Below are 26,136 nucleotides of genomic sequence, written 5' to 3' on the forward strand. Positions count from 1 at the left end.
TTTTGACTTTTCACTTCTTTTTTCAGAAAGAGTGAATCCTTCTTCTCTCTATCCTTTAAAGGTTACAATGGTGGCGCCACTGCCTCCAGCATTTTGTGGAGCATAGCCAAAACTCTTGACATGCTTGTTTCTTTGCAGGTATTTGGTGACGCCCTCACGGATGACTCCCGTACCGATACCATGGATGATGTCGACTTGCGCCATGTTATTGAGCAGGGCTTGGTCGATAAAGGCGTCCAGCTCATTCATAGCCTCTTCGTACCGTTTGCCTCGGAGATCCAGTCTCGCTTGCGGACCACGACCAGAAGCTCGTTTGACGACATTGACTTGTTTTTTCTTGACTGGGGCTTCTTGCTGAGCCTGAACAAGGTCAAATTCTTTCTCTTCCAAGGTCATCTTGATTAAACCGACTTGGGCTTCCCAACGGCCGTCCTTAAGCTGATTGGTCAAGGTTCCACGTTGTCCATAACTGAGGACCACAATATCATCCCCCACCTTCGGAGCTCGTTTTTTCTTGGCTTTTTGAAGGACCTTGTTTTTAGATAAGTCTACTTTTTCAGGAGCTAGTTTTTTCAGCTCAGCCTTGGCTTCAATGATTTCATGGGGTTTGAGTTGAGATTTGCTATGGAGATTTTTGAGAATCTGGTCACTTTCACTTAGAGCGAGTTCCACAATCTCGGCAGCTTGTTCACGCGCCTTGTTGAGCTCAGTTTCCTTTTCACGATTAAGCTCATTGTAGAGTTTTTTGAGTGCACGGTTCATCTTGAGGTTTTCTTGCTCCACCTCACGAATATTGTCCAAGCGTTTGCGACTTTCAAGCGTTTGCTCTTCCAATTGTTCAATGATACGGTTGACATCATTATCTTGGTTGACCTGCTGGCTGGCATCTCCTACGATGACCTCTGACAAGCCCAGACGTTTGGCAATTTCAAAGGCATTGCTTCGGCCAGGAACTCCCTGCATAAAGCGATAGGTCGGACGCAAGCTGGCAGTATCAAACTCCATGCTGGCATTTTGCACAAAGGCTGTCTCAATACCATAAGCCTTGAGTTCTGGATAGTGGGTCGTAGCCATAGTCTTGACCTGACGCAGACGAAGATCCTCCAGAATAGCCATAGCAAGCGCTGCTCCTTCCTGCGGATCGGTACCTGCCCCAAGCTCATCTAGCAATAAGAGCGAGTGCTGATTGACCTTGCCAAGAATATCTACGATATTGGTCATGTGGCTGGAGAAGGTAGACAGGCTTTGCTCGATAGACTGCTCATCCCCGATATCTGCGAAGATTTCTTCGAAAATACCGACACGGCTTCCCTTGTCAGCTAGAATGGGCAAGCCTGACTGGGCCATGAGTTGAGTCAAGCCCAGGGTTTTGAGCATGATGGTCTTCCCACCAGTATTGGGACCTGTAATGACAATGGCTGTTAATTCCTTACCAAAGTGTACATCGTTTGCAACAGCATTTTTGACCAAAGGATGGCGAACATGAAGGAGTTGAATCTCTTGATTCTCTGAAAGTTGAGGAACAACTGCTTGTCTTTCTTGGATGAAACGCACCTTGGCACGAATCAAGTCTAAATGACCGATAATCCAAGCGTCATTAGCAATCTCAGCAGCATGAGGACGAACCCGTTCCGATAGTTCCTGCAGGATGCGAATCATCTCATAGCGTTCGTCAGCTCGCAGACTAGCGATTTCTTCGCTCAGTTTCACGACCTCACGTGGCTCGATGTAGACCGTGTTTCCACTGGCAGAGATGTCATGGACAACACCTGCAATCTTATTGCGATAGGTGTTCTTGACTGGTAAAACTTGACGGCCATTTCTGCTAGCGATTATGCCTTCCGTCAACATCTGCGCTTTTTGCTTGAGCAAGTCTTGCAAGACATCTCGAACTTGACTCTCGCTATCATGGATTTTCCGACGGATACGTGCTAGCTCTTCACTGGCGAAATTTTCGATAAATCCTGCATCATTTAGGGCTTGAAGACTCCCTTGCAAGTGTGGAAAATCATGTAGTTTTTCAAACCATCTCGCCAACTGCTCCAAGCGTACATTTTCAAGATTGGCATAAAAACTTTGCAACTCTCTGCTAGCAAGTAAGACTCGTTTGAGGAGCAGGAACTCCTCAATATTGAGGTCTGCCCCCATCTCCAGACGCTTGCAGACAGCTGAAATCTCACGTGTCGCTAGGATGGTAAAGTGGGGTTGCTCCACAAATAGAGCTTGCATTTCCTCCATCTCTGTAAAGGCTTGCTTGATCTTATCCACCTTGGCAGTTGGAACCAAGCCTTTTAGCTCCTCTAAGCCTTGCTCAGTCAGGAGATGAGGTTCAAATAAGGCCTTGATTTTATTAAATTCTAAGGTTTCTAGTATTTTTGTATTCATATTCTTTCCTTATATGCTTGTTTACAAGATTATAGCAACTAGGGGTTTTGACCTAGTCGTCCAATCTGTAAACAAAGGGCTAGGAAAAATCCCGCCCTTTTTATCCGATTAAATTTGTCACCCAGAGTTGTTTGATAAGGTTTGTCGTAAAAGGGACACTTTGGATGATGTGTTTGGCTACTGTACTTTTTTCGAGTGAATTTTGAATGACTGCCAGAGGCACCGTTGCAAGGATGGTCAGAGCCATTTGCAAGACAAATAAGGTTACCAATAGAGATAAAAGGCCTGATCCGATACGCAACCATTTGACATCAAGCTTTTTAGTTGGAATCAAGTGCAGGAACAAACCGATAAAACGTCCGATAGTGTAGCAAATCCCAAAAACTAGAAGATAGGCTAGACCTGCATAAAAGACCTTGTCTAGATGAAAAAGCTGGTCTGAAGGGAAGAAAAAGGTGCCCTGTCCTTCCTGAGGATTGGCATAAGGGACAAGTAAGTGGAAGTGATCTCCCAATGATTTATAAAACTGTCCCGCAACAAAGGCTGAAATCACTGCAACGAGGAAATAATAAACTTGCAGGACCAAACCTCTACGGAAGCCGATGTAAAAGCCCCAAGCCAGAACCAATAAGAGTAGGATTGAAATCATAGGGAGTCCTCAATCTTGCTCTGTTCTTGTTTGACAGCAATCAACTTGTGGCGGAGTTCTAACAACTCTTGCTCCTTGTCATCAAATTCAATCTCACGGTTGAGCTGTGTAGAGAGACAGTTGACCGCCAAAAGAAGCGCAATGGTCTCATCATCCGCCCCAGGCATTTGTTCTTTAATTGCTTGGTATTTTTCAGTCGCAACCTTGGCAATTTCCTCCATAAAAAGGTTGTCATGCTCGGTTGTCAAGGTTAATGTCTTTTTCCCGAATGTAAACTTATATCGATTTAGATTTGCCATAAAATTCACCTCACGATATTATACCAAATTTCGCTAACTTTGTCAGTTTTTACCAATTCTCCTGCTTTTGTGGTACAATAGAGACTATGGCAAGTATCACACTCACACCAAGTGAACAGGAAATTCAGAACTTTTTAAGTCAGTATCAGAAGGCTCTCACTCCTAGTAAAAATCCTTATATTCGCTATTTTTTAAGACTGCCTCAGGCAACAGTTTCCATCTATACTTCTGGAAAAGTCCTCCTGCAGGGCGAAGCTGCTGAGCAATACGCCAGTTTCTTTGGCTATCAAGTTGTAGAGGAAACCAGTGGACAAGATTTTCCTATGATTGGGACTGATGAGGTGGGAAATGGTTCCTACTTTGGTGGGCTGGCTGTTGTGGCTTCCTTCGTGACACCTGACCAGCACGACTTCTTGCGAAAACTCGGCGTAGGGGATTCAAAAACCTTGACAGACCAAAAGATTCGTCAGATTGCTCCAATCCTCAAGGAAAAAATCCAGCACCAAGCGCTCCTCCTTTCACCTAGCAAGTATAATGAAGTTATCGGAGAGCGTTACAATGCTGTTTCTGTAAAGGTTGCCCTTCACAATCAGGCTATCTTTCTCCTGCTTCAAAAAGGAGTCCAGCCAGAGAAAATCGTGATTGATGCTTTTACAAGCGCTAAAAACTATGACAAGTACTTGGCGCAAGAAGCCAATCATTTTCCAAACAAGATCAGTTTGGAAGAAAAAGCCGAGGGCAAATACCTGGCTGTTGCCGTTAGCTCCATCATCGCGCGGGATCTCTTCCTCGAAAACTTGGAAAATCTTGGACGAGAACTAGGCTATCAACTGCCAAGTGGCGCTGGAACTGCATCTGATAAGGTTGCCAGCAAAATCCTTCAAGCCTATGGTATGAAGGGACTTCATTTCTGCGCCAAACTGCATTTTAAAAACACTGAAAAAGCAAAAAAACTTCTATAGAGGTAAACCATGAACTATTTAAAATCATTTATAAAAGAATGGGGAGTCATCTTCCTGGTTATCGCACTGGTAGGTCTTAGCCGCATCTTCCTTTGGAGCAATGTCCGTGTGGAAGGACATTCGATGGACCCTACCCTAGCCGACGGAGAAGTTCTCTTCGTTGTTAAACACCTCCCAATTGACCGCTTCGACATCGTGGTTGCGCATGAGGAAGACGGAAATAAAGACATTGTCAAAAGGGTTATCGGCATGCCTGGTGATACCATCCGCTACGAAAATGACAAACTCTTTATCAACGGTGAAGAAACGAATGAACCTTACCTAGCTGAATATCTCAACTTGTTCAAAACAGAAAAGTTGCAAAACACCTATACTGGCAAAGGATTTGAAGGCAATAAGGGAGTTTACTTTAGAGAACTTGCTCAAAAAGCACAAGCCTTTACGGTTGATGTCAATTCCAATACCAGCTTCAGCTTTACTGTCCCTCAAGGTGAGTACCTTCTCCTTGGTGACGATCGTCTAGTCTCTAGCGACAGCCGCCACGTTGGTACCTTTAAGGCCAGCGATATAAAAGGTGAAGCAAAATTCCGTTTCTGGCCACTTAACCGTATCGGAACTTTTTAAGATAAGGAAGAGGCCGAGAATGCTAAGTCTCAGTCTCTTTTTCTATTGCGAGAGAAAACCTTAAAGTAATCTAGCTTTTCAAAGTGGCTAAGGGTCCAACTCTCACGAACTCATGTAAAGGAAACCTATGGAAGTTTATTTTTCAGGCACCATTGAACGGATTATTTTTGAAAATCCCAGTAATTTTTATCGCATTCTCCTCCTAGATATCGAAGAGACCAATGCGGAGGACTTTGATGATTTTGAAATCATTGTCACAGGAACCATGGCGGATGTGATTGAGGGTGAAGACTACACTTTTTGGGGACAAATCGTTCAGCACTCCAAGTATGGGGAACAGCTTCAGATCAGCCGTTATGAACGCGCAAAACCAACTAAGAATGGACTAGTCAAATACTTTTCTAGTAGCCATTTCAAGGGGATTGGTCTCAAAACGGCCCAAAAAATCGTTGATAGCTATGGTGAAAATACCATTGACGAAATTCTGGAACATCCTGAAAAGCTGGAAAGTATTGCTGGACTCTCTGCCAAAAACCGTGAGGCTTTTGTTTCCACCCTCCGTCTCAACTATGGGACAGAAATGGTCTTGGCAAAACTAGCTAACTACGGCATTCCCAATAAACTGGCCTTTCAGATTCAAGACTTTTACAAGGAAGAAACCCTTGATGTTGTCGAAAACTATCCCTACCAGCTGGTCGAGGATATCAAAGGATTAGGTTTTACCATTGCTGACCAATTGGCTGCCGAACTAGGTATCGAAAGTCAAGCTCCCGAGCGCTTCCGTGCTGGCCTTGTCCACAGTCTTTTTCAGGGATGTATGGATACGGGTGATACCTATATGGAAGTCCGAGATTTGCTGGAACAAACCCTGACTCTCCTCGAGTCTTCCCGTCCTGTGGAACTCGATCCCAGCCAAGTCGCTCAGGAACTCTCCCATCTGATTGAAGAAGACAAGGTTCAGCAGATTGATACTAAAATCTTTGATAACAGCCTCTTTTTCGCTGAAGAAGGCATTCGCAGTCACTTGGTTCGTATCCTCGAAAAAGGAAAGCAGAAAAGCCAGGATCTAGAAACCATTCACAAGCATATCGCCAGTGTTGAGGAAGAGCTTGGTATCCAGTACGATGACATTCAAAAGCAGGCTATCTGTGACGCTATCCAGAACAAGGTCTTTATCCTAACAGGTGGACCTGGTACTGGTAAGACGACTGTTATCAATGGGATTATCGCTGTTCATGCCCTTTTAGTAGGGCTTGATCTCAGAAAGAAAAGCAAATTACCTATCCTTCTTGCTGCGCCAACTGGTCGAGCGGCTCGGCGCATGAATGAATTGACGGGTTTGCCTAGCGCGACCATACACCGTCATTTGGGGATGACGGGAGACGATGATACCAGTCATCTAGAAGATTATCTGGATGCCGACTTTATCATCGTGGATGAGTTTTCTATGGTGGACACTTGGCTAGCTAACCAACTCTTCTCCAATATCTCTTCTAACAGCAAAATCCTCATCGTGGGCGATAGCGACCAGCTACCTTCTGTTAGTCCCGGACAAGTCCTTGCTGACCTGCTCCAGATACCCCTGATTCCGCAGACGCGTTTGGAACGGATTTACCGTCAGAGCGAAGAATCAACTATCGTTACCTTGGCTAGTCAAATTCGACAAGGCATCTTGCCAGCTGACTTTACCCAGAAAAAGGCAGACCGTTCCTACTTTGAAATCGCTAGTGGCCATATCCCAGCTACCATTGAGAAAATCCTCGGCGCTGCCCTCAGAAGTGGCATTCCGGCTCGCGATATTCAGGTGCTAGCGCCTATGTATCGAGGAACTGCTGGCATTGACGCCATCAACCAACTCATGCAAGACCTGCTCAATCCTCAGCAAAAGGGGCAAGTGAACTTTGAAGCAACTCAGTGTCACTATCGAACAGGGGACAAGGTCATTCACCTAGTCAACGATGCCGAAGTCAATGTCTTTAACGGAGACCTAGGCTACATCACAGACCTAATTCCCGGAAAATACACCGAGTCCAAACAAGACGAGATTGTCATTGATTTTGATGGCAATGAGGTCATCTATCCACGCAACGAATGGTACAAGATTCGACTAGCCTACGCCATGAGTATCCATAAGTCTCAGGGAAGTGAGTTTCCTGTTGTCATCCTGCCCATCACCAGTGCTAGCAAGCGCATGCTGGAGCGAAATCTCATCTACACAGCTATCACACGGGCCAAGAGCAAGCTCATCCTTCTTGGTGAATTACAGGCCTTTGACTATGCAGTCAAGCATATCGGGACTGCCCGCAAGACCTATCTGATTGAGCGTTTCAGTGATTTAGTTGAAACTAATATTGAAGAAAGCAAACAAGCTTTCTTTGAAACTGCCACATCAAGTGACTCTGAACAATCCTACATCCTCACTGAGGAAAACTGGTCTAGCATCCCAGCTATGATTGGGATTACAGACGCAGACCTTAAAGAGATTTTTGGAAAATAGTGCATCAGAAAACCCACCTAGTCAGGTGGGCTTCTTCTCTTTTAAGATTATTTAACTGTTGCAGTGCTTGTGATCAATTCAACAGCTTTTTTGATAGTGATATCGTGTTTCAACATGTCAGCTGAAAGCAAGTTTTGTACTTGTGCAACTTCCATGTTGTAGTCTGCTGCCAATTGCTCGATTTCTTTTTGGATTTCTTCTTCTGAAGCGTCAAATCCTTCAGCTTTGGCAACTGCTTCGATAACAAGGTTAGTCTTCGTACGTGACTCAGCTTCTGCTTCGTATTGTTTGTGAAGGTCTTCTTGAGTAGTTCCAGTGATTTGGAAGTACATGTCAGGGTTGATCCCTTGGCGTTGCAAGTTTCCAAGGAATTCATTTACTGAACGGTGAACTTCTTCGTGGATCATTTCTTCTGGAAGTTCTACGATTTCAGCGTTTTCTACAGCTTTATCGATTGCTGCACCTTCAACGGCATCTTTGTAAGCTTCTTCTTTCGCAGCAGTCAATTCTTTGCGGTATTTTTCTTTCAATTCATCAAGAGTTTCCACTTCTTCGTCGATGTCTTTTGCAAGTTCATCGTCAAGAGCTGGAACTTCTTTTGCTTTTACTTCGTGAATAGTTGTTACGAATTTAGCTTCTTTACCTGCAAGGTCTTCTGCTTGGTAGTCTTCTGGGAATGTTACGATAACATCAACAGTTTCACCAGCTGAGTGTCCAACCAATTGGTCTTCAAAACCAGGAATGAATTGACCTGATCCAAGTCCAAGTGAGAAGTTTTCACCTTTTCCGCCGTCGAACTCAACACCGTCGATAGAACCAACGAAGTCAATAACAACAGTGTCGCCATTTTCAGCAGCGCCTTCTTTGATAACCAATTCAGCCAAGTTGTTGCGTTCACGTTCGATACGCTCTTCAACGTCAGCGTCAGTTACTTCTTTTTCTACATCTACTGATACTTCAAGGTTTTTGTAGTCACCCAATTTTACTTCAGGTTTTGTCACGACTTCAGCAGTGATAACCCAGTCTTGACCTTTTTCCATTGAAGTTACGTCAATTTTTGGTTGTGCAACAACTTCAAGACCAGCTTCTTTTACTGCAGCTTCATAAGCGTTTGGCAAAAGTGCGTTCATTGCATCTTGATAAAGAGCTTCTTCACCAAATTTTTGGTCGAAGATAGGACGTGGAAGGTGACCTTTACGGAAACCTGGAACGTTAAGAGATTTCTTTACTGAGTTGAAGACACGGTCCAATTCTGGTTTGATTTGGTCTTGAGAGATAGTGAAAGTCAAGACTCCACGGTTTGTTTCTTTGTTTTCAAATGATACAGACATTCTGTCATTTCTCCTTAAAATTTTTTAAATACAGTCTATTATAGCATAAACTACGGTTAATTTTCAAGTAATGAATGCGCTTTTCAATAGTGCTAGAGGTACTTGCTCGCTTCCTTGATACTAAGTTCAGACATTCTTTCCTTGTTTTTTTCGATGAAGCTTGATACCCATTCCGGATTGGTTTTAGAGTAGTCTCTTAGAGCCCAGCCGATGGCTTTATTGATAAAAAATTCTGGCTGGTCCAGATTATTGAGCAGGATCTTTTCCATTAGTTGAACATCCGTTTTCTCTTTTCTTAATAGCTGGTGATCAATAGCAACTCGTCTCAGCCAGATATTGTCTGATAGGCTCCATTTTAAAAGCACTTCTTCAAGTTCCGGATGGTTAGCCACCAAACTTCCTACTACTCGATCTAGGATATCTACTGTGTCCCACCAAGACTTGGTCACGACCAGGCGCTCAAGCTTAGGCAAATCGTCCTTCGTTAGATAAGTCTGCATGGCTTTCAAATAGTTGGCAGCCACATATTGGTATTCTCTAGGCTCCTTTTCCCAGCAAGTGTCTACAAAATCCCAATCGATAATCTTTGTTTTTTTCGCTTCTGGAAAATACTTTTTATAGAGTGAATTTCTTTCAGGACCTGCAATACCTAGAAAGGGAAACTGATGGCGCATATAGGCTTCCATTGGGCCTGCTTTCTCAGGGTCTTTTCCCGCTTCTAGCTCCACAAGTAAATCTGTAAGATTCATCTAAAAATCCTCCTGCCCTACCAAGTGGTGCTGAAAGGCATAGACTGCAGCCTGAGTGCGATCGCTGACCTCAAGCTTGGCTAGGATGTTGGATACATGGGTCTTCACCGTCTTTAGGGAGATAAAGAGTTCATCTGCAATGCGCTGATTTTCATAGCCCTTGGCGATGAGTTGAAGCACGTCTCGCTCACGCGCAGTCAGTTCTTCATGAAGCTCTATATGATTGCGGTGGTATTCGACTTTCTTACTAACTTCTTGCTCAATGGCCAACTCCCCAGCAGCAACCTTACGAACTGCATGAAGCAGTTCGTCTGCACTAGAAGTCTTGAGCATATAACCTTTGGCACCAGCGTTCAAGACTGGCATGATTTTTTCATTGTCCAAGTAAGAGGTCACAATCAAAATCTTGGCTTCAGGCCATTCTTTGAGGATGGACAAGGTTGCATCAATCCCATTTATCTCAGGCATGACAATATCCATGACAATGACATCTGGACGCAATTCCAAGGCCAAGTCAATACCTTGAGCCCCATTGGCAGCTTCGCCCACAACTTCTACATCGTCTTGGAGGTCAAAATAGCTTTTCAAGCCCAATCGGACCATTTCATGGTCATCTACCAGTAAAATTTTCATCTCTACTCCTTTATGATTCCTTATCTAACAGGGGAATACGGATATCGACCGCCAGTCCTTGCTTAGGTGCTGTCAAGAGTTGAACCGTTCCTGCCATATCTTCGACTCGCTCCTTGATGTTTCGCAGTCCATAACTCAAGTCATCTAAACTCCCCAACAGGAAACCAATCCCATTATCCACCACCTTCAGCTGCAATTCAACATCTGTCTGATAGAGGTAGACATCCAAACAAGATGCCTGGGCATGGCGAAGGGTATTGCTAATCAATTCCTGCAAAATGCGGAAGATATGCTCTTCGATTTTCTTGGGCAATTTAGACACATTTTGCTTGAGACTAACCTTGAGATCACTCTTGTCCTCAAGCTCTTTTAAGAGGATTTGAATCCCCTCAATCAAACTCTTCTCTTCCAACTCAACTGGTCGCAAATGCAAGAGCAAGACCCGCAAATCTTTCTGGGCAGTCTCTAGGATGGCTGCGACACTTTGCAACTGGGTCTGCATCTTTTCTCTATCCAGCTTCAAAGCCTGTTGACTGACACCTGATAAAATCATATGAGCCGCAAACAACTCCTGACTAACCGTATCGTGCAGGTCACGTGCTATCCGCTTCCTTTCTTTCTCGATGATTGCTTCTTCCTTGACCAGGCTTTGATTTTCAGCCTTTTGAACAGCCTCTGTCAAGAGGTTAATCTTGCTAGACAAGGACTTAAAACTGGCATCCAAGTCTGGATCTGCAAAGGCAACCACCTCTTTTCCTGCTAGGAGTCGCTTGAGATTAACCTGCATTTTTCTGCGAGAAATTTCTTCCATCACGCGCCAAAAAAGGACAAAAAAGAAGGTCATGGAAAGGCTAAAGACCAAGGTCAAGAAGATGAGTTTTTCTGCCTTCTCAATATCCTGTAGCAAATAGGACCAATCAAGATTGAGAATATCAAGTAGACTATTGGTCAAAAAGAGGATAAAGAGAAAAGAAGTCAGGCCGATTAACAGATAAGATTGCTTTTTCATCCTCTGACCACCTCCACATCGCCAACCATAGTAGTTAGGAAAATCTTGACGCTCTTGTTACTCTTGAGGTAGTCCATGGTTTCCTGATGATAGTGTTCATTGCGGAGGGATCTCTTAGGTTGATGAAGGAAGGTTAGATCTCCATAAAGACAGTTAACACTGAGGCTGATTTCCACATCTACAGGTACGATAATCCTAGTCGTTCCGATCATCTTTCTAAGGATAATGACATTGTCATGATTGGTTAGGATAACTCTTTCCAAATGAATGGTATCCTTGCCCATGAGGCGAAAGAGATTGATATCGTCAAATTGGCAGATCTGGTGGCTAGAGAAATGATGGAGATTGCCAAACCAAGGATTGCGTTCATTTTTAACCGTTACCACCTCTTCAAAGACCAAGTCGGTCTCCTCTCTTTCTTGATTCATCATCGGATAGAGAAGAAAGAGACTGTATATGACCGCTACAAAGATAGCTAAAATCACAAAGGGATTGAGCATGACGATGAAAAAGAAAAGAATGGTCGCCACAAGGAGGAAAACGTTGTTCCCCTCTTTCCCTGTATAATAGCGGAGCAAGAGCAAAAAGAGGAATAGAATCAGCAGAAAACGCGAAAAATGCTCTGATACCATCAAAATCAGAGCTCCCGTCAACAGACAGGCTTCAATAAATAAAAAGATTTGAAATTTTTTCATAGATGCATCCTCTCCCTTCTATTTTATCACAATTCAAAAAAGTCACCTCGGTCTGAGGATGGAAAAAGGCGATTGGACAGAAATCGCTCCTACAAGCTAGGTTCTTTCAGCCCGCTACAGTTGACAAAAGGCTACAAAAAAGGGCGGGATTCTTGTCCCGACCTCTCTACATCTGATCTATTGCTTCTTTTAGTTTACCGTAAAGAATATAATCTAGGTTTTGCAGATCCGCTATGGTGGCACAATTAAGGGCACACATAATCAAACGCAGGTCTTCTTTCCAACTTTGGACAATACCAATCACCTCTTCGACGGAGTAGGTTTCAATCAACTCTAGAACGGTACGTGACAGTCCTACAGCCTTTGCCCCAAAGACCAAACACTTAATCATATCCAGCGGATTTCGAACCCCTCCGCTGACCAAGAGTTCGACCTTGTCTTTCCAGGTTTGGGCATTGAGAAGGGCTTGCATAGTAGACTGCCCCCATTGATTGAGGTAGTCACGCTGACCACTGCGACGGTTTTCGATATAGGCAAAGCTAGTACCACCACGACCCGACAGGTCAACCGTTCGAATACCCAGTTCATAGGCTCTCTCGATGGTCTTGGCATCCATCCCAAAGCCCACTTCCTTGAGAATAATAGGAACAGGGATTTGCTTGCTATAGTCTACCAGATGCGATTGCCAGTTTCGAAACTTTCTTTCTCCCTCGGGCATGAGTAATTCCTGCATGACATTAACATGCACTTGCAAAAGAAGAGGATTCATCGCTTCTACAGTCTGAAGGCCTAACTCAACAGGCTTGTCCAATCCAATATTAGTACCAAGGAGGAGATTTGGATGGCTAGATTTGACAGAAAAAGAGTCATCTGTTGGATCTTTTAGGGCTGCACTATAAGAGCCCGTTACAAACAAAATCCCACAGGCTTCTGCCACCTGAGCCAGTTTTTGATTGATTTCTTTACCTTTTTTGCTCCCACCTGTCATGGCATTGATATAAAAAGGAAAGTCCCACTTTCGACCTGCAAACTCTGTAGACAAATCAATCTCATCTAGGTCATAAAGAGGCAGGGAAGAATGAATCAACTCCACCTCATCAAAGCTATTATAGGAACTTTTCTGCTCAAGGGCATAGCGGATATGCTCGTCCTTACGATTTGTCGTCATGTCCAATCCTTTCTTGGTATAAGAGCTCAATCCCCAGATTGGCCCAACGGTTTTTTAAGGTTTCAGTCGATTGCGCATCAAAACTCAAGGCAATGCCACAGTCACCACCACCAGCTCCACTACTCTTGGCAACAGCCAACAAATCTTGGCTGGCTTGTTTTAGCTGTCTGAGCGAAGGTGTGTAAATATCTGGGCTCAAACCTTCTAAAAGCTGACTGGCTGTTTCCACCTGCTCGATAATTTTTTCTGCATGCCCCTGCTCCAAGGCTTCTACCAAAGTAACCACTGTTGCTTTTGAGGAAGTTAAAAAGTTCTGGTCTATGTTTTGTTTGATTTGCTTGACCATTTGACTCGATACGGCCACTTGCTTGGTCCATCCCACTAGGAAATCACATTCTAGGCCCGGTTGCACTTGTGAGATAGAAAAGCCCCAGTCACGCTCCAAAACCGTCGCCAAGCTTTCTTCTTGCAACCAAGCAGCCACCTTTTTGCGATCAAATGACTGGTAGAGAACCAAATCCTCTGCAACGATACAGGCAAGGTCTCCCATAGAACCATTGTCTCCTCGCTTGAGTAAGACCGCGCTAGCCAGCTTGAACAAGAGTTCCGGATCAACCGTAATATCATATAGAGCCAGCAGGGCCTTAATCACCAAGACAACGACGCTACCACTAGAACCTAGACCAAACTTTTTGCCTTCCCGTTCCATTTTTCCACGAATTTCCAAAGAAAAAGGTCTCAAGGCTTGCCCACGATAAACGAGGAAATCTTCCACTAGAGCAATCGTTTCTTGAATCAAGCTGTAGTCAGGATTTGGCGTCAAGTCCACTGCATAATCAAACAGATCTGAATAGATACGGTAGCTATCAGAAAAGGCAATCTCTCCCCTCATATAGATAGGTATCGCCTTTATCAAGGCTAACTGTCCTGGCTCTAGAATAGCGTATTCCCCTGCCCAATAGAGTTTTCCACAAGTTTTAACAGCAATCATCTTGGCTCAAATCCTTTGTTTTTGACACAATCAGGCGGTAACGTTGACCAAAGATTTCAGATAGATGATCCAAATCTTTCTCTTGACAGAGGACCTTGACATTGGGACCGGCATCCATGGTAAAGTAACAGGCTTCACCTTGCTCACGAAGCTGGCGAACAAAGTCCATGGCTTCATAGGAAGCATCCGTTAGATAAGAAAAGGCTGGACTAGCAGTCTTGGTCGTAGCGTGCATGGCTAGGGCATTTTTCTCCGTTAATTCCCCAACCTTAGCAAAATCATTCTCTTTGAGATAAACCAGCATCTCCTGATAATCTTTCTCAGACTGGCGCACCCAGTCATCAAAGGTCGTCGAGGTTTCCACACAGAGTTTCATCCCGTCACGGCTAGAGATTGGTTTTTTCTTGTCCTCCAGCACCAACATAATCATAGCTAGTTTCAAGTCTGTCTCTACAGGGTAAATCTCTCCACTATCCTTGTCCCAGGCACCTAACGGTCCATAAAAACTACGAGAGGAAGAACCTGAGGCAAACTTAGCTTCCTGCGCCAACTGGCTCCGATTCAAACCAAGCTGGAAATAAGCATTGCAAGCCTTGACCAAGGCGGACAAACCACTAGAACTGGATGACAAGCCAGCCGCAGTCGGCATGTTGTTTTGGGTATCGATACGGACAAATCCCTCACCTTCTGGACGGTAACGGTTGATGATTTTGCTCATCTTGGCATGCTCAGCCTCACTCTGAAGCTGACCATTGATATAAAAGGCATCAGCAGTCGCATCCGTCGGTAGAGGCGACAAGGTCGTCTCTGTATACATGTTTTCCAAAGTAAGAGAGATACTGCTAGTAGCAGGAACCATCTCTTTTTCTTTTTTCTTTCCCCAATATTTGATAATGGCAATATTTGCGTAGGAACGTACTGTTACAGGCTTTCGATCCATGTCTGAACAGCTCCTTTCTCTTCTAATCGTTTTGCTAGTTCTTGCGCTTGGTCCAGATTAGCTACCAAGGCGATAATACAGCCTCCTAGTCCACCACCACTCATCTTGGCACCTAGAGCACCATGTCTCAGAGCCGCTTCAACGAGGGAGTCTGCCTCAGGGCTACTGACACCAATTTCTTTTAAATGTAAATGAGCTTGACTGAGGATTTGTCCCAGTCCCTCAGCATCTTTTCGTCTAATTGCCTCTTCTGCCTGCTGGGTCAATTCTCCCAAGGCATGCAAAAACGGTAGGGCATCCTTGCCCTTGCTTTGAACCACTTGGATAGCTTCACGAGTGTGACCATACACGCCCGTATCAGCAATCACCAAATAGGCGGATAAGTCCATCTCAAGTTCTGTAAAACCAACATTCTTGATAAAGCGAATGGGTTGGTCACTGAGACAGGTCTTGGCATCCAAACCACTCGGATTCATATGGGCAATCATCTCAGCCCGATTGACCAAGATTTCTAGTACATCATGAGGTAGGTCGGCTTGATAGTAGTCAAAAACAGCTCGAATGGCTGCTATGCTGATAGCAGCTGACGAACCCATCCCCCGTTTTTCGGGGATAGCCGAGTCAATCACACATCGAATGCAAGCTTCTTTGATATCCAAATACTCCAGCGAGGCATACACTGCCATGGACAAGGTATCCTCCTCATAAAGACGCCACGGGCTTTCAGCAGGGACCACCTTGCAGGTCACCTCCACCTCTAAGAGAGGCAGAGAAATAGCTGGATAGCCGTAGACTACCGCATGCTCTCCTATTAAAATAATCTTACTATGTGCCTGACCGACACCAACTTTTTTTGTCATGTTTTCCTTTAACCAGACGGAAAGACCGTCTCATTTCATACAGTAGTATTTTCTCCTATCTATTTTATTATATTTTCACAAAAAAAGCGATTGTTTCCTTCACAATCGCCTCTTTCATTATTGAACCCATTCGCCATTATAGTTGACAGAATAGCCTTCTACAGTCGTATTCACTGCTAAAGCACCTGAACTATAAGCGTAGTACCATTTGCCATTAACCTGGAACCAGCCTGTCTTCATATCGCCATTACTTGCGTTTAGATAATACCAAGTCGAACCTTCCTGATACCAGCCAGTCGCCATAGCTCCTGATGAACGAAGATAATACCACTTGTTCCCAAGGTATTGCCAGCCCGTTTGCATATCGCCATTTGGTTCATCTAAATAATACCAAGATAAGCCTTCCTGATACCAGCCAGTTGCCATAGCTCCTGATGAACGGAGATAGTACCACTTGTTACCAAGATATTGCCAACCCGTTTGCATTGTAGCAGTTGTTGGATCTAGATAGTACCAAGTTGAATCATCGTTTATCCAGCCACGTGCGAGCTCCCCAACAGTCAATCTGTTGATGCGAGAATCAAAGCCACCATCCTTCTGTAAATAATACCAGTGCCCCTCATCATGAACCCAACCGGTTTTTAAGGTGTGATAACTTCTTTGGTCTTCAAAATAGTAGACTCGTTTCTCTACTGGACTATCATATTGTTCCCCATGATGTTTGTTGGTGTTTGTAGCAGTTTTTGCTTCTAACACTTGCTTGCCAACAAATTCTTGTAGTACCCCATCTTGACCAAAGTAAAACCAATCTGGTCTAAAAGCAATCTCTTGTCTTGGAGAAGGACCAATCGTAACCCCTTTGTGTGGAGCAGGTATATATTGCCAGCCGACCACCATCTCTCCAGATAAAGGATCAAAATAATAGTACTTACCATCAATCACTCGCCAGTAGGTTTCTTTTAGGTCCCCCTTCTTGTAGTAGGTTCTACCATTTTCTTGGACAAATTGCCAGCCTTCTGAATCAGCATCATCCGCCAATACGGTATTTGTCGCTAGCAAAGCAAAGAAAAAGACTGCTAGAGCAACTTGCAACATTTTTTTCAAAAAATTCATTAGATCTTTCCTCCATAACTGATTGTAGCAAAGACTTTATTGTATGTCAATATATAGAAATTGCTCAAAAAAGCAGTTACACAACTGCAACTGCTTTTCTATTCTTGCATGGTGTACCCAACACCACGCACGGTTTTAATGTAGCTTTTTTGACCTTTTACATCAAGCTTGCTACGTAGATAACGGATATAAACATCCACGATATTGGTTTCTGTCGCACTTTCGTACTTCCAAACACTTTCCAACAACTGCTCACGAGTCAAGACCTTCTTGCTTCCCATGAGAGTGGCCAAAAGGTCATACTCACGGCGCGTCAGAGCAATCATCTCCTCGCCACGATAAACGGTATGATGTTCTACATCCATACGCAAATTGCGGTAAGACGTTGGGACCTTCATCTGACTACAGTGTTGGTCGATAAAGTCCCGACCTCGGAAAATCGCTGAAATACGAGCCACCAGCTGATCAATAATCACTGGCTTATAGATGTAAGAAACGGCGAAGCGCTGGATTGTCTCAATCTGGTCTTGCAATTCTTCGCGATGGTCCAAGACCATGATCACTGAGGCAGGTTTTGTCCGACTTAGCCTCTCTGCAAAATCCTGGGCCGTCATATCCCCCAGACGAGCATTCAGTAAAATCAAGTCATAATCTGTCTGGAGAGCCATGGAGAGGGCTTTTTGTCCCTCCTCGACCAGATCAACACGGTATTGCTCTTTTTGGAGTTCCAGACTGAGAAAATGAGCGAGATTTCGTTCTTTCTCAAGTAATAAAATCCGTTTCCCCATGGCAGACCTACTTATTTTTCGTCATACCAAGAGTAGTGGAAGGTTCCTTCTTTGTCTTTACGTTGGTAAGTGTGGGCACCAAAGTAGTCACGTTGCGCTTGAATCAAGTTAGCTGGAAGGTCAGCTGAACGGTAACTATCAAAGTAAGTAATAGCTGCTGAGAAGGTTGGCACTGGTACACCAGCTTGAACAGCAAGAGCTACGATATCACGCACTGCTTGTTGGTACTTGGCAGTGACATCCAAGAAGTATTCATCCAAGAGAAGGTTTGCAAGGTCTGCATCACGGTTGTAGGCATCTGTGATCTTTTGCAAGAAACGAGAACGGATGATACAGCCATCACGCCAGATAGATGCGATGTCCGCAAATGGCAAGTTCCAGTTATTTTCTTTAGAAGCCACATGCAATTGAGCAAAACCTTGTGCGTATGAGATGATTTTTGAGAAGTAAAGGGCTTGACGGATCTTTTCAATCAACTCAGCCTTGTCACCTTCAAATTTGAAAGTAGCTGGTTTTGGAAGCACCTTGCTAGCATGTACACGCTCTTCTTTGTATGTAGAGATGTAACGCGCAAATACTGACTCAGTGATGAGTGACAATGGCACACCAAGGTCAAGAGCTGATTGGCTAGTCCATTTACCAGTTCCCTTGTTGCCTGCAGCATCAAGGATATAGTCTACGATTGGTCCATCTTGACCTTCATCATCTTTACGGCTCAAGATATCAGCTGTGATTTCGATCAAGTAGCTGTCCAACTCGCCCTTGTTCCACTCAGTAAAAATTTCTGCCATGTCTTCTGCAGAAAGGCCAAGCAAGTGTTGCATGAGGTCGTAGCTTTCTGCGATCAATTGCATGTCACCATACTCGATACCGTTGTGGACCATTTTCACATAGTGACCAGCTCCATCAGGACCGATGTAAGTCACACATGGTTTTCCATCTTCTGGTGCTTTAGCTGAGATTTCTTCGAGAACATCCGCAACCAATTCGTAGGCTTCTTTTTGTCCACCAGGCATGATAGACGGACCTTCAAGGGCACCTTTTTCACCACCAGAAACCCCCGTACCGATAAAGTTGATGCCTGAGTTTGCCAATTCTTCATTACGGCGGATGGTATCTTTGTAGAAAGTGTTTCCTCCGTCAATCAAGATATCTCCCTTGTCAAGGTGGGGAAGAAGGGCTTGGATAGTTGCGTCTGTACCAGGTCCAGCTTGAACCATCAGCATGATACGACGAGGTTTTTCGATTGAGTTTACAAAGCTTTCCACGTCATAGCTTGGCACAAAGTTCTTTTCAGGATGGCAAGCAATTACGTCTTCTGTTTTTTCTTTACTACGGTTGTAAATGGCAACTGTATAACCACGAGATTCGATATTTAGGGCAAGGTTACGACCCATTACGGCCATACCAACGACACCAAAGTTAGCTTTTGTCATGTGACACTCCTCTTGTTTAATATGTTTTATTTTATCATTTTTACCTATGAAAGGAAAGAATTTTGTAACGGAGTCCTAGTAGTCCAAGTCATCTGCATGACCAGAACCATTCCCTACAAAGTAACCTGTCTTACAGTTGAGGGTGAAGAGATAGGTTCCATCTGGTTTATAGAGGTTGTAATAACCATTTCCGTTTACGATATTGACACGTTCTAGGATATATTGATTTCCAGTGATATAGCCACGAGCACGTGATGTTGCTAGGACTTGTTCCAATACACCATCCGTAAAGGTCCAAGCAGGGTTATTGCTATCATCTACAGCTGATTGGTTGTAAGGTACACGACTAGCACTTCTTTGAAGATTAACCCCATCGCCAGACAAACCACCATTTGTGTCTCTAGCTGGTGCCGTAGTGCTGGTTGAAGGTGTCGTACTGCTTGCATTGCTTTCTGTAGCTGAACTTGAGCTTGCTTGACTCGTGCTAGAGCTCGAACTTGAGCTGGAAGCACTGGTTTGTTGACTCTTGCCAAGACTAATGGCCTTATCCAAGAGTTTGTCTAGTTCTGTGTTCCCTGTCTTGATTTCTGTAAATTTAGCATCCGCTTTGGCTTTCGCATTGGTATCCAAGACACCGTCAGTGATTGCTGGGCTTTCAAAGAGGGCATTAACATCTTGAATGGCCTTAATTTGAGTTGCTAGACTATCATATCTTGACTTAGCTAGTGTATAATCACGGCTACCTTCTAACTTATCTAGCAAGGTTTTCAGTTGGCTCAATTTATCAAACTGGCTGTTTTTCAGAGCAGTCTTATTAGCATCTGTATAGAAAGTATCATAGAGATCATTGAAGTCTTTCAAAGCTGTTTGTGTCCCTTGATCATCCGAAGAGGCTGCTTGAGAAGACTGGATTTCTTGGTTTGAACGAGATACTTGGCGGTAGACATAATATGTTCCAGCAAGCACAAGGATTGCAGCTACTACCGAAGCAATGATGATGACAGCTTTCTTCTTAGAGCCTGTTTCAGGTTCTGTTTGAGCCGAACGTGATAGAGGTGTATAATTCTCCTCTTCTTGTTCCTCATTTATTTGCTTGGGCTCTGTTTCTGTTAAAACGAGAGGCTCTATTTCAGCATTTTCTTCATCTTGAAGTGGTGGAACAAACTGAGTAGTCTCTTCATTTTCTATCTCTTCAATAGATTCCTCAGCAACCAGGTCTGAATCGTCTACCTGATCAGAAGTCTCACTAGATTCTCGCACTTCTTGGATCATTTCCTCTAGGTTTTGAGTAGAAGCCAGTTCTTCTTTTTTAAACTGACGAGTTTCAAACTTGTCAGCTTCGATTTCCTCACGGTGCTGTTTGATGTATTTGTCTAAGATATTGTCCTCAGGCAATACTCCTGCCTCGACCTCTTCATTCTTACGAATGACTTGACCAACAGTCAAATCTTTTGCTTCATCAAAGTCGAATTGTGGTTCTTGATGTCCTTTTTTATGACGATCACGTCTTTTCTTACTCATGAGTTCACCTTTCTATTTTACCTCTTGGCGTTTGACACGCTGACCAAAGTATTGATACAAATCTACTTTTAAGGTCCCGTTATAGAGTTTTCGCTTTTTATCAGCTGGACTTCCGTACTTGCTTTCAAAAGCTTCGTCACTCGTCAGGATAAACTTACTCCACGTTTTCAGTGGTGCAAAGACTTGTCCCATCTCAGCATAGAGCTTGGTAACTCCTGCATCATCAGACAAGCGTTCCCCATATGGTGGATTGGAAATGACAACGCCATTAATCTTGTCTGTGCGCAAGTCCTGTACCCGCATTTGCTTAAAGGTGATATCACCTGCGACACCTGCTGCTTGAGCATTTGCCTTGGCAATTTCCACCATGCGAGCATCGATATCACAGCCCATAATGTCCAGCTCAAGTTCACGATCAATTTTCTTAGCCGCCTCTGTGCGAACTTCCTGGATTAACCGATCGCTGACCCAGTTCCATTCCTCAAAAGCAAAGGAACGTCGAAGTCCTGGCGCCATCTTTCTAGCAATCATAGCCGCCTCGATACAGAAAGTTCCTGAACCACAGGTTGGATCAATCAAGGGCTTGTCTGGATACCAGTTAGAGAGTTGTAAAATGGCCGCTGCCATATTTTCCTTGATGGGTGCTCCACCCTTTTCCGTACGATAACCACGTTTAAAAAGGCTAGAACCTGTCGTGTCAATCATGACCGTTGCCACATCTTTCAGGATAGATACCTCAATCTTAAACTCGGGACCCGTTTCCATCAAGGGAACTCCTTCTGGGCGGGCATAGTGTTTTTGTAATTTCTTCACAACAGCCTTCTTGGAAATAGCCTGAACACTGGGCTCGTTGTGGAGTTTAGACTTCACACATTTTGCCTTTGATATCGGGAAACGTGCTCCTAGCGGGAGATAGTTTTCCCAATCTAGAGCAAAAACGCCTTGAAAAAGCTCTTCAAAAGTCTTAGCTGGAAAACTTCCGACTACAATCTTGATGCGATCCGCTGCGCGAAGCCAAAGGTTGGTCTCAATGATTACCTTCACATCTCCTTGAAAGCGAACACGCCCATTTTCAACCTGGCAATCATAACCAAGATCTCGCACCTCACGTCCAACGACAGCCTCAAGACCCGCCGCAGCCGTTGCGATTAAATTAAATTGTTCTTTCATTTCTAGTCTTGCAAGACCTTTCTCTTGTTCACTTTAAAAAATGAGGTTGAGAAAGATTTCTCAGCCCCAACCTATATGCAATTTTCTATAAGCCATGTTTTGTTCCAGAAGTGACTAGGACCACTTCCTTCGATAATCATCTGTCTACCGCTAACAGCATAAAGCTGCTAGCAGTCAGAGTACTACGTTCGTTTCCGTGCACTCCATGCCCCGACCAAAATTTGGGTTGCTAGCTTGAGGGGTTTACCGCGTTCCACTCTCTCTGTTTCCAGAAAGACTCCGTCACTGTGGCACTTTCAAGCCTATTTTGACCTATCCGAAGACTTAGCCATTTCGACTGCCGTAACGATTTCTCGTCCCTAGGCTTATGGATTCGCCTAGCACAAACACTACAGGCATCACAGCCTGTGCTAGCATGGACTTTCCTCATGAAAAGAGATCCTCTTCACGCGATTATCCAAAAATTGCACTCATTCCTTAGTCAATTATAAATCTTGGTTGTCTAAGATTTGCTTACCAAATACTTCTTTTTCGAGACGATTTAAGCGTTTCAAAATATCAAAGTTTGTCATTGAAGTAGAAGCTGTTACTTCAATAGAGTCTGGTTGAGTTGGCGCTACCTGTGGTTTATGAGATAATTCTTCCTTCAAATCAGCAATCTCTTGACGAAGGGATTTGACCAAAGCTGCGTAGGTTTCATAATCCTTAATCACATCGTCTAGGAATTCGTCTACCTCTGCTTTGCTGTATCCACGTACTTCACGTCCAAATTCTTGTTCAAAAATATCTTTTGCTGAAAATATAATACTTGCCATGTCTCTCTCCATTCTGGGTTACTAGTATTATTATATAAAAAAAGACAAGTAAAAATCAAGGTCAAAACCTTACTTTTCTGAAAAATTTTCTACTATTTCATTCAAGTCCTCAAATGTTAATCTTCTTGTAACATAGTCCGCTTGATTTTTTATCATTTGGTAAAAATATCGTAACTTGGTTTCGTTTTCTTCGTCGTAAAAAAGGTAGCAAGTATCTGTATTTTCCAGCAGAAATTTTTGATAATCGCGTAATTGTCCCTTGTGCTCATATTGTGGATAGGCGTATTTGACAAAATCAACCTGCTTGAACTCACTCAATTTCGCTTGATTTGCTTCATTCCAGTTACTACCATGGGTTTCAAAATCAAAAATGGTCGCCAGTTGAAATCCATAGTCTGCTTTCATGTCTTTTGCCACCTGAAGCGCCCAGTACTCAAAGCCCAAAGTCCCTGTAAAGACAAGCCAAGTCACCCCATCCTCTGCTAGACGTTCCAAGTCTCTCCGAATAGCTGTTTTGATAATATCAACGCGAATATCCTTGTCATTAAAGAGACCAAGGTCGAAGGCTGAATAGCCTAAAATCAAGGCTGATGTCATTTTTAACCCTTTCTTTGTAAATTTATGATATAATAGAGTGATGTTATTGTACCAATAAGGAGAATTATGGTCAACTATCCACATAAAATTTCATCTCAAAAGAGACAAGCACCCCTGTCACAAACTAAAAATTTCGCAAATCGGGGAATGTCTTTTGAAAAGATGATCAATGCTACGAACGACTACTATTTGTCGCATGGGTTAGCTGTTATTCACAAGAAACCGACTCCCATCCAAATCGTACGTGTCGACTATCCCCAACGAAGTCGAGCCAAGATCGTTGAAGCCTACTTTAGACAAGCCTCAACTACTGACTATTCAGGGGTTTATGATGGATACTACATCGACTTTGAAGCAAAGGAAACCAGGCAAAAACATGCGATACCGATGAAGAATTTTCATCTCCATCAGATCCAGCATATGGAACAAGTCCTTGCCCAGCAAGGAATCTGCTTTGTACTCCTTCACTTTTCTTCTCAGCAAGAAACCTACTTATTGCCGGCTATTGACCTCATCCGTTTCTATCATCAAGATAAGGGACAGAAGTCAATGCCACTTGGATATATTCGAGAAAATGGATATAGGATTGAGCCGGGTGCCTTTCCTCAAATTCCCTATCTCGACATTATCAAAGAACATTTACTAGGTGGTAAAACAAGATGAACAAACAAACTTTTCTGCGAATAGCTAAGTATGTCAGTATCAGTCTCTTAACTGTATTTATCGCAGCTGTAATGCTTGGTGGTGGTCTCTTCCTCTACTATGTTAGCAAGGCTCCCGAACTTTCTGAAAGTAAACTAGTCGCTACAACGTCAAGTAAGATCTATGATAGCAATGACGAGCTTATCGCTGATCTTGGATCAGAACGTCGGGTCAATGCCCAAGCAAACGAAATACCGACCGATTTGGTCAACGCTATTGTTTCGATTGAGGACCATCGCTTCTTTAATCACCGAGGAATCGACACGATCCGTATCCTAGGTGCTACCCTCCGAAACCTTCGTGGTGGTGGAGGTCTGCAAGGAGCTTCCACCTTGACACAGCAGTTGATTAAATTAACTTACTTCTCTACGTCAACTTCTGATCAGACTCTTTCTCGTAAGGCCCAGGAAGCTTGGTTAGCTGTTCAGCTAGAACAAAAAGCGACTAAACAAGAGATCTTGACCTACTACATCAACAAGGTTTACATGTCAAACGGTAACTACGGAATGCAGACAGCTGCCCAAAGTTACTATGGCAAGGATCTCAAAGATTTAAGTATTCCTCAATTGGCTCTCCTTGCTGGTATGCCTCAGGCTCCAAACCAGTATGATCCATACTCGCATCCAGAAGCTGCTCAAGAACGTCGTAATCTCGTCCTCTCTGAGATGAAGGGACAAGGTTACATTTCAGCTGAGCAATATGAAAAAGCGATTAATACTCCGATTACAGATGGACTTCAAAGTCTAAAATCGGCTAATAGTTATCCTCCATACATGGACAACTATCTCAAAGAGGTAATCGATCAAGTCGAACAAGAAACAGGCTACAATCTCTTAACGACTGGTATGGATGTCTACACCAACGTTGATCCTAAAGTTCAACAACATCTCTGGGATATCTACAATACCGACGAGTATGTCAACTATCCAGATGATGAAATGCAAGTAGCTTCAACGATTGTGGATGTGACAAACGGGAAAGTCATTGCTCAGTTAGGTTCTCGTCACCAATCAAGCAATGTTTCCTTCGGAATCAACCAAGCTGTTGAAACCAACCGTGACTGGGGTTCTACCATGAAGCCAATCACAGACTATGCTCCTGCCTTGGAGTATGACATCTACGACTCAACTGCTTCGATTGTACATGATGTTCCATACAACTATCCTGGAACAGATACCCCTGTTTACAACTGGGATAGAAGTTATTTTGGAAACATCACCATCCAATATGCGCTCCAACAATCACGGAATGTTACAGCCGTAGAAACCTTGAACAAAGTCGGTTTGGATAGAGCCAAGACCTTCCTAAATGGAATCGGTATTGACTATCCAGATATGCACTATGCCAACGCGATTTCAAGTAATACGACTGAGTCAAACAAAAAGTACGGAGCAAGTAGTGAGAAAATGGCTGCTGCTTACGCTGCTTTTGCTAACGGTGGTATCTACCATAAACCAATGTATATCAACAAAATCGTCTTTAGTGATGGTAGCTCAAAAGAATACGCTGATCCTGGTACTCGTGCCATGAAAGAGACGACCGCCTATATGATGACAGAAATGATGAAGACTGTCTTGGCATACGGAACGGGTCGTGGTGCTTATCTCCCTTGGCTACCTCAAGCTGGTAAGACTGGTACATCAAACTATACAGATGATGAAATTGAAAACTACATCAAAAATACTGGTTATGTAGCTCCAGACGAAATGTTTGTTGGTTATACTCGCAAATATTCAATGGCGGTATGGACAGGTTACTCAAACCGCCTGACTCCTATCGTTGGTGATGGCTTCTATGTTGCAGCTAAGGTTTACCGTTCAATGATGACTTATCTGTCTGAGGATAACAACCCTGGCGACTGGACTATGCCAGAAGGTCTCTATCGAAGTGGTGAGTTCGTCTTTAAAAACGGTGCTCGTTCTGCATGGACTGCTCCTGCTCCGCAACAGGCCCCAACACCAGAAAGTTCGAGCTCGACATCAGAAAGTTCAACTTCACAGTCAAGCTCAACTACTCCAAGCACGAATAATAGTGCAAACAATAATACCAATAACCAGCAACCAAATACAACGCCTGGTCAACAAAACCAGAACCAAAATCAGAATCCTCAACCAGCACAACCATAACATTTATCACCCAGATTTTTCTGGGTGATTTTTTCATAGCACTATTGCATTTATATGCTTAACAAAAGCCTGAGAA

24 protein-coding genes and 1 other RNA gene are annotated in these 26,136 nt (G+C 43.7%); 5 read left to right on the forward strand and 20 right to left on the reverse strand.

What is annotated here, in order from left to right:
• Positions 1-48: 48 nt before the first annotated feature.
• From M1F65_RS05590 to zapA, 3 genes are all read right to left on the reverse strand, one after another.
• Positions 49-2,385, reverse strand: a complete 2,337-nt coding sequence (locus M1F65_RS05590) for an endonuclease MutS2 (RefSeq protein WP_247925613.1) — start codon at positions 2,383-2,385, stop codon at positions 49-51.
• 100 nt (positions 2,386-2,485) lie between these two features.
• A complete protein-coding gene (locus M1F65_RS05595) occupies positions 2,486-3,034 on the reverse strand; it encodes a CvpA family protein (protein WP_247925614.1) in 549 nt (182 codons plus the stop codon).
• Entirely contained in the window at positions 3,031-3,333 is a 303-nt protein-coding gene (gene zapA, locus M1F65_RS05600; protein WP_000002028.1) for a cell division protein ZapA, read from the reverse strand. Before zapA ends, M1F65_RS05595 begins: the two co-directional genes overlap by 4 nt.
• Positions 3,334-3,419: 86 nt before the next feature.
• Between zapA and rnhC the strand changes: the two genes are divergently transcribed.
• The 3 genes from rnhC to recD2 all read left to right on the forward strand — a co-directional run bounded on the left by rnhC (position 3,420) and on the right by recD2 (position 7,416).
• Positions 3,420-4,295: a ribonuclease HIII gene (gene rnhC, locus M1F65_RS05605; protein WP_049550241.1), complete on the forward strand. Its 876-nt coding sequence runs from the start codon at positions 3,420-3,422 to the stop codon at positions 4,293-4,295.
• A 9-nt stretch (positions 4,296-4,304) separates the two neighbouring features.
• A complete protein-coding gene (gene lepB, locus M1F65_RS05610) occupies positions 4,305-4,919 on the forward strand; it encodes a signal peptidase I (protein WP_001108432.1) in 615 nt (204 codons plus the stop codon).
• Positions 4,920-5,046: 127 nt separating this feature from the next.
• Positions 5,047-7,416, forward strand: coding sequence for an SF1B family DNA helicase RecD2 (gene recD2, locus M1F65_RS05615; protein ID WP_247925615.1), 2,370 nt, complete (start codon positions 5,047-5,049; stop codon positions 7,414-7,416).
• A gap of 47 nt (positions 7,417-7,463) precedes the next feature.
• Here the strand turns inward: recD2 and tig are convergent, their stop codons facing one another.
• The 17 genes from tig to M1F65_RS05700 all read right to left on the reverse strand — a co-directional run bounded on the left by tig (position 7,464) and on the right by M1F65_RS05700 (position 23,232).
• Positions 7,464-8,747, reverse strand: a complete 1,284-nt coding sequence (gene tig, locus M1F65_RS05620) for a trigger factor (protein WP_125417788.1) — start codon at positions 8,745-8,747, stop codon at positions 7,464-7,466.
• Between the two features lie 92 nt (positions 8,748-8,839).
• Positions 8,840-9,496, reverse strand: coding sequence for a DNA alkylation repair protein (locus M1F65_RS05625; RefSeq protein WP_247923978.1), 657 nt, complete (start codon positions 9,494-9,496; stop codon positions 8,840-8,842).
• Positions 9,497-10,129 (reverse strand): response regulator transcription factor, encoded by a 633-nt coding sequence (locus tag M1F65_RS05630; RefSeq protein ID WP_044021303.1) that lies wholly within the window; start codon positions 10,127-10,129, stop codon positions 9,497-9,499.
• Between the two features lie 10 nt (positions 10,130-10,139).
• On the reverse strand, positions 10,140-11,138 hold the full coding sequence (locus M1F65_RS05635; RefSeq protein WP_247925616.1) for an envelope stress sensor histidine kinase LiaS: 999 nt from the start codon (positions 11,136-11,138) through the stop codon (positions 10,140-10,142).
• Positions 11,135-11,833, reverse strand: a complete 699-nt coding sequence (gene liaF / locus M1F65_RS05640; RefSeq protein ID WP_084945107.1) for a cell wall-active antibiotics response protein LiaF — start codon at positions 11,831-11,833, stop codon at positions 11,135-11,137. Before liaF ends, M1F65_RS05635 begins: the two co-directional genes overlap by 4 nt.
• 166 nt (positions 11,834-11,999) lie before the next feature.
• The gene (gene fni, locus M1F65_RS05645; protein ID WP_042902853.1) at positions 12,000-13,001 is read right to left on the reverse strand and encodes a type 2 isopentenyl-diphosphate Delta-isomerase; all 1,002 of its coding nucleotides are present in this window, start codon (positions 12,999-13,001) and stop codon (positions 12,000-12,002) included.
• Entirely contained in the window at positions 12,985-13,992 is a 1,008-nt protein-coding gene (locus M1F65_RS05650) for a phosphomevalonate kinase (RefSeq protein WP_042902854.1), read from the reverse strand. Before M1F65_RS05650 ends, fni begins: the two co-directional genes overlap by 17 nt.
• Positions 13,979-14,932 (reverse strand): diphosphomevalonate decarboxylase, encoded by a 954-nt coding sequence (gene mvaD / locus M1F65_RS05655; protein WP_042902855.1) that lies wholly within the window; start codon positions 14,930-14,932, stop codon positions 13,979-13,981. Before mvaD ends, M1F65_RS05650 begins: the two co-directional genes overlap by 14 nt.
• Positions 14,914-15,792 (reverse strand): mevalonate kinase, encoded by an 879-nt coding sequence (gene mvk, locus M1F65_RS05660; RefSeq protein WP_042902856.1) that lies wholly within the window; start codon positions 15,790-15,792, stop codon positions 14,914-14,916. The genes mvaD and mvk overlap by 19 nt, the downstream gene beginning before the upstream one ends.
• 117 nt (positions 15,793-15,909) lie before the next feature.
• Complete coding sequence (cbpF, locus tag M1F65_RS05665; protein WP_084945106.1) at positions 15,910-16,905, reverse strand: choline-binding protein CbpF; 996 nt, start codon at positions 16,903-16,905, stop codon at positions 15,910-15,912.
• A gap of 98 nt (positions 16,906-17,003) precedes the next feature.
• Positions 17,004-17,693, reverse strand: coding sequence for a response regulator transcription factor (locus tag M1F65_RS05670; RefSeq protein WP_000518005.1), 690 nt, complete (start codon positions 17,691-17,693; stop codon positions 17,004-17,006).
• Positions 17,694-17,704: 11 nt separating this feature from the next.
• Positions 17,705-19,129, reverse strand: coding sequence for an NADP-dependent phosphogluconate dehydrogenase (gene gndA / locus M1F65_RS05675; RefSeq protein WP_000158773.1), 1,425 nt, complete (start codon positions 19,127-19,129; stop codon positions 17,705-17,707).
• A 75-nt stretch (positions 19,130-19,204) separates the two neighbouring features.
• Positions 19,205-20,650 carry a cell division site-positioning protein MapZ gene (gene mapZ, locus M1F65_RS05680; protein WP_049501542.1) on the reverse strand — a complete coding sequence of 482 codons (1,446 nt, stop codon included), beginning with the start codon at positions 20,648-20,650 and terminating at the stop codon, positions 19,205-19,207.
• Between the two features lie 12 nt (positions 20,651-20,662).
• A complete protein-coding gene (locus M1F65_RS05685) occupies positions 20,663-21,820 on the reverse strand; it encodes a THUMP domain-containing class I SAM-dependent RNA methyltransferase (protein WP_049501543.1) in 1,158 nt (385 codons plus the stop codon).
• 83 nt (positions 21,821-21,903) lie between these two features.
• Positions 21,904-22,285, reverse strand: an RNA gene (rnpB, locus tag M1F65_RS05690) — RNase P RNA component class B.
• Between the two features lie 20 nt (positions 22,286-22,305).
• Entirely contained in the window at positions 22,306-22,635 is a 330-nt protein-coding gene (gene gpsB, locus M1F65_RS05695; RefSeq protein WP_000146523.1) for a cell division regulator GpsB, read from the reverse strand.
• A 69-nt stretch (positions 22,636-22,704) separates the two neighbouring features.
• Positions 22,705-23,232: an SLOG family protein gene (locus M1F65_RS05700; RefSeq protein ID WP_049501544.1), complete on the reverse strand. Its 528-nt coding sequence runs from the start codon at positions 23,230-23,232 to the stop codon at positions 22,705-22,707.
• A 66-nt stretch (positions 23,233-23,298) separates the two neighbouring features.
• Here M1F65_RS05700 and recU point away from each other — a divergent pair, with 66 nt between their 5' ends.
• Together recU and pbp1a are read left to right on the forward strand one after the other, a co-directional pair.
• Complete coding sequence (recU, locus tag M1F65_RS05705) at positions 23,299-23,895, forward strand: Holliday junction resolvase RecU (protein ID WP_000248756.1); 597 nt, start codon at positions 23,299-23,301, stop codon at positions 23,893-23,895.
• Positions 23,892-26,060, forward strand: coding sequence for a penicillin-binding protein PBP1A (gene pbp1a, locus M1F65_RS05710; RefSeq protein ID WP_001041840.1), 2,169 nt, complete (start codon positions 23,892-23,894; stop codon positions 26,058-26,060). Before recU ends, pbp1a begins: the two co-directional genes overlap by 4 nt.
• Positions 26,061-26,136: the final 76 nt, after the last annotated feature.

Origin of the sequence: Streptococcus oralis, from assembly GCF_023109195.1 — a bacterium.
Lineage (GTDB): Bacteria > Bacillota > Bacilli > Lactobacillales > Streptococcaceae > Streptococcus > Streptococcus oralis_BV.

Coding starts and splice junctions, on each gene's coding strand:
- M1F65_RS05635 (WP_247925616.1), bottom strand. CDS start 11,138: ATGAAAAAGCAATCTTATCTGTTAATCGGCCTGACTTCTTTTCTCTTT.
- gndA (WP_000158773.1), bottom strand. CDS start 19,129: ATGACAAAAGCTAACTTTGGTGTCGTTGGTATGGCCGTAATGGGTCGT.
- liaF (WP_084945107.1), bottom strand. CDS start 11,833: ATGAAAAAATTTCAAATCTTTTTATTTATTGAAGCCTGTCTGTTGACG.
- M1F65_RS05670 (WP_000518005.1), bottom strand. CDS start 17,693: ATGGGGAAACGGATTTTATTACTTGAGAAAGAACGAAATCTCGCTCAT.
- recU (WP_000248756.1), top strand. CDS start 23,299: ATGGTCAACTATCCACATAAAATTTCATCTCAAAAGAGACAAGCACCC.
- mapZ (WP_049501542.1), bottom strand. CDS start 20,650: ATGAGTAAGAAAAGACGTGATCGTCATAAAAAAGGACATCAAGAACCA.
- zapA (WP_000002028.1), bottom strand. CDS start 3,333: ATGGCAAATCTAAATCGATATAAGTTTACATTCGGGAAAAAGACATTA.
- M1F65_RS05590 (WP_247925613.1), bottom strand. CDS start 2,385: ATGAATACAAAAATACTAGAAACCTTAGAATTTAATAAAATCAAGGCC.
- M1F65_RS05630 (WP_044021303.1), bottom strand. CDS start 10,129: ATGAAAATTTTACTGGTAGATGACCATGAAATGGTCCGATTGGGCTTG.
- M1F65_RS05650 (WP_042902854.1), bottom strand. CDS start 13,992: ATGATTGCTGTTAAAACTTGTGGAAAACTCTATTGGGCAGGGGAATAC.
- M1F65_RS05685 (WP_049501543.1), bottom strand. CDS start 21,820: ATGAAAGAACAATTTAATTTAATCGCAACGGCTGCGGCGGGTCTTGAG.
- fni (WP_042902853.1), bottom strand. CDS start 13,001: ATGACGACAAATCGTAAGGACGAGCATATCCGCTATGCCCTTGAGCAG.
- M1F65_RS05700 (WP_049501544.1), bottom strand. CDS start 23,232: ATGACATCAGCCTTGATTTTAGGCTATTCAGCCTTCGACCTTGGTCTC.
- gpsB (WP_000146523.1), bottom strand. CDS start 22,635: ATGGCAAGTATTATATTTTCAGCAAAAGATATTTTTGAACAAGAATTT.
- pbp1a (WP_001041840.1), top strand. CDS start 23,892: ATGAACAAACAAACTTTTCTGCGAATAGCTAAGTATGTCAGTATCAGT.
- recD2 (WP_247925615.1), top strand. CDS start 5,047: ATGGAAGTTTATTTTTCAGGCACCATTGAACGGATTATTTTTGAAAAT.
- rnhC (WP_049550241.1), top strand. CDS start 3,420: ATGGCAAGTATCACACTCACACCAAGTGAACAGGAAATTCAGAACTTT.
- M1F65_RS05625 (WP_247923978.1), bottom strand. CDS start 9,496: ATGAATCTTACAGATTTACTTGTGGAGCTAGAAGCGGGAAAAGACCCT.
- tig (WP_125417788.1), bottom strand. CDS start 8,747: ATGTCTGTATCATTTGAAAACAAAGAAACAAACCGTGGAGTCTTGACT.
- mvk (WP_042902856.1), bottom strand. CDS start 15,792: ATGACAAAAAAAGTTGGTGTCGGTCAGGCACATAGTAAGATTATTTTA.
- M1F65_RS05595 (WP_247925614.1), bottom strand. CDS start 3,034: ATGATTTCAATCCTACTCTTATTGGTTCTGGCTTGGGGCTTTTACATC.
- mvaD (WP_042902855.1), bottom strand. CDS start 14,932: ATGGATCGAAAGCCTGTAACAGTACGTTCCTACGCAAATATTGCCATT.
- lepB (WP_001108432.1), top strand. CDS start 4,305: ATGAACTATTTAAAATCATTTATAAAAGAATGGGGAGTCATCTTCCTG.
- cbpF (WP_084945106.1), bottom strand. CDS start 16,905: ATGAATTTTTTGAAAAAAATGTTGCAAGTTGCTCTAGCAGTCTTTTTC.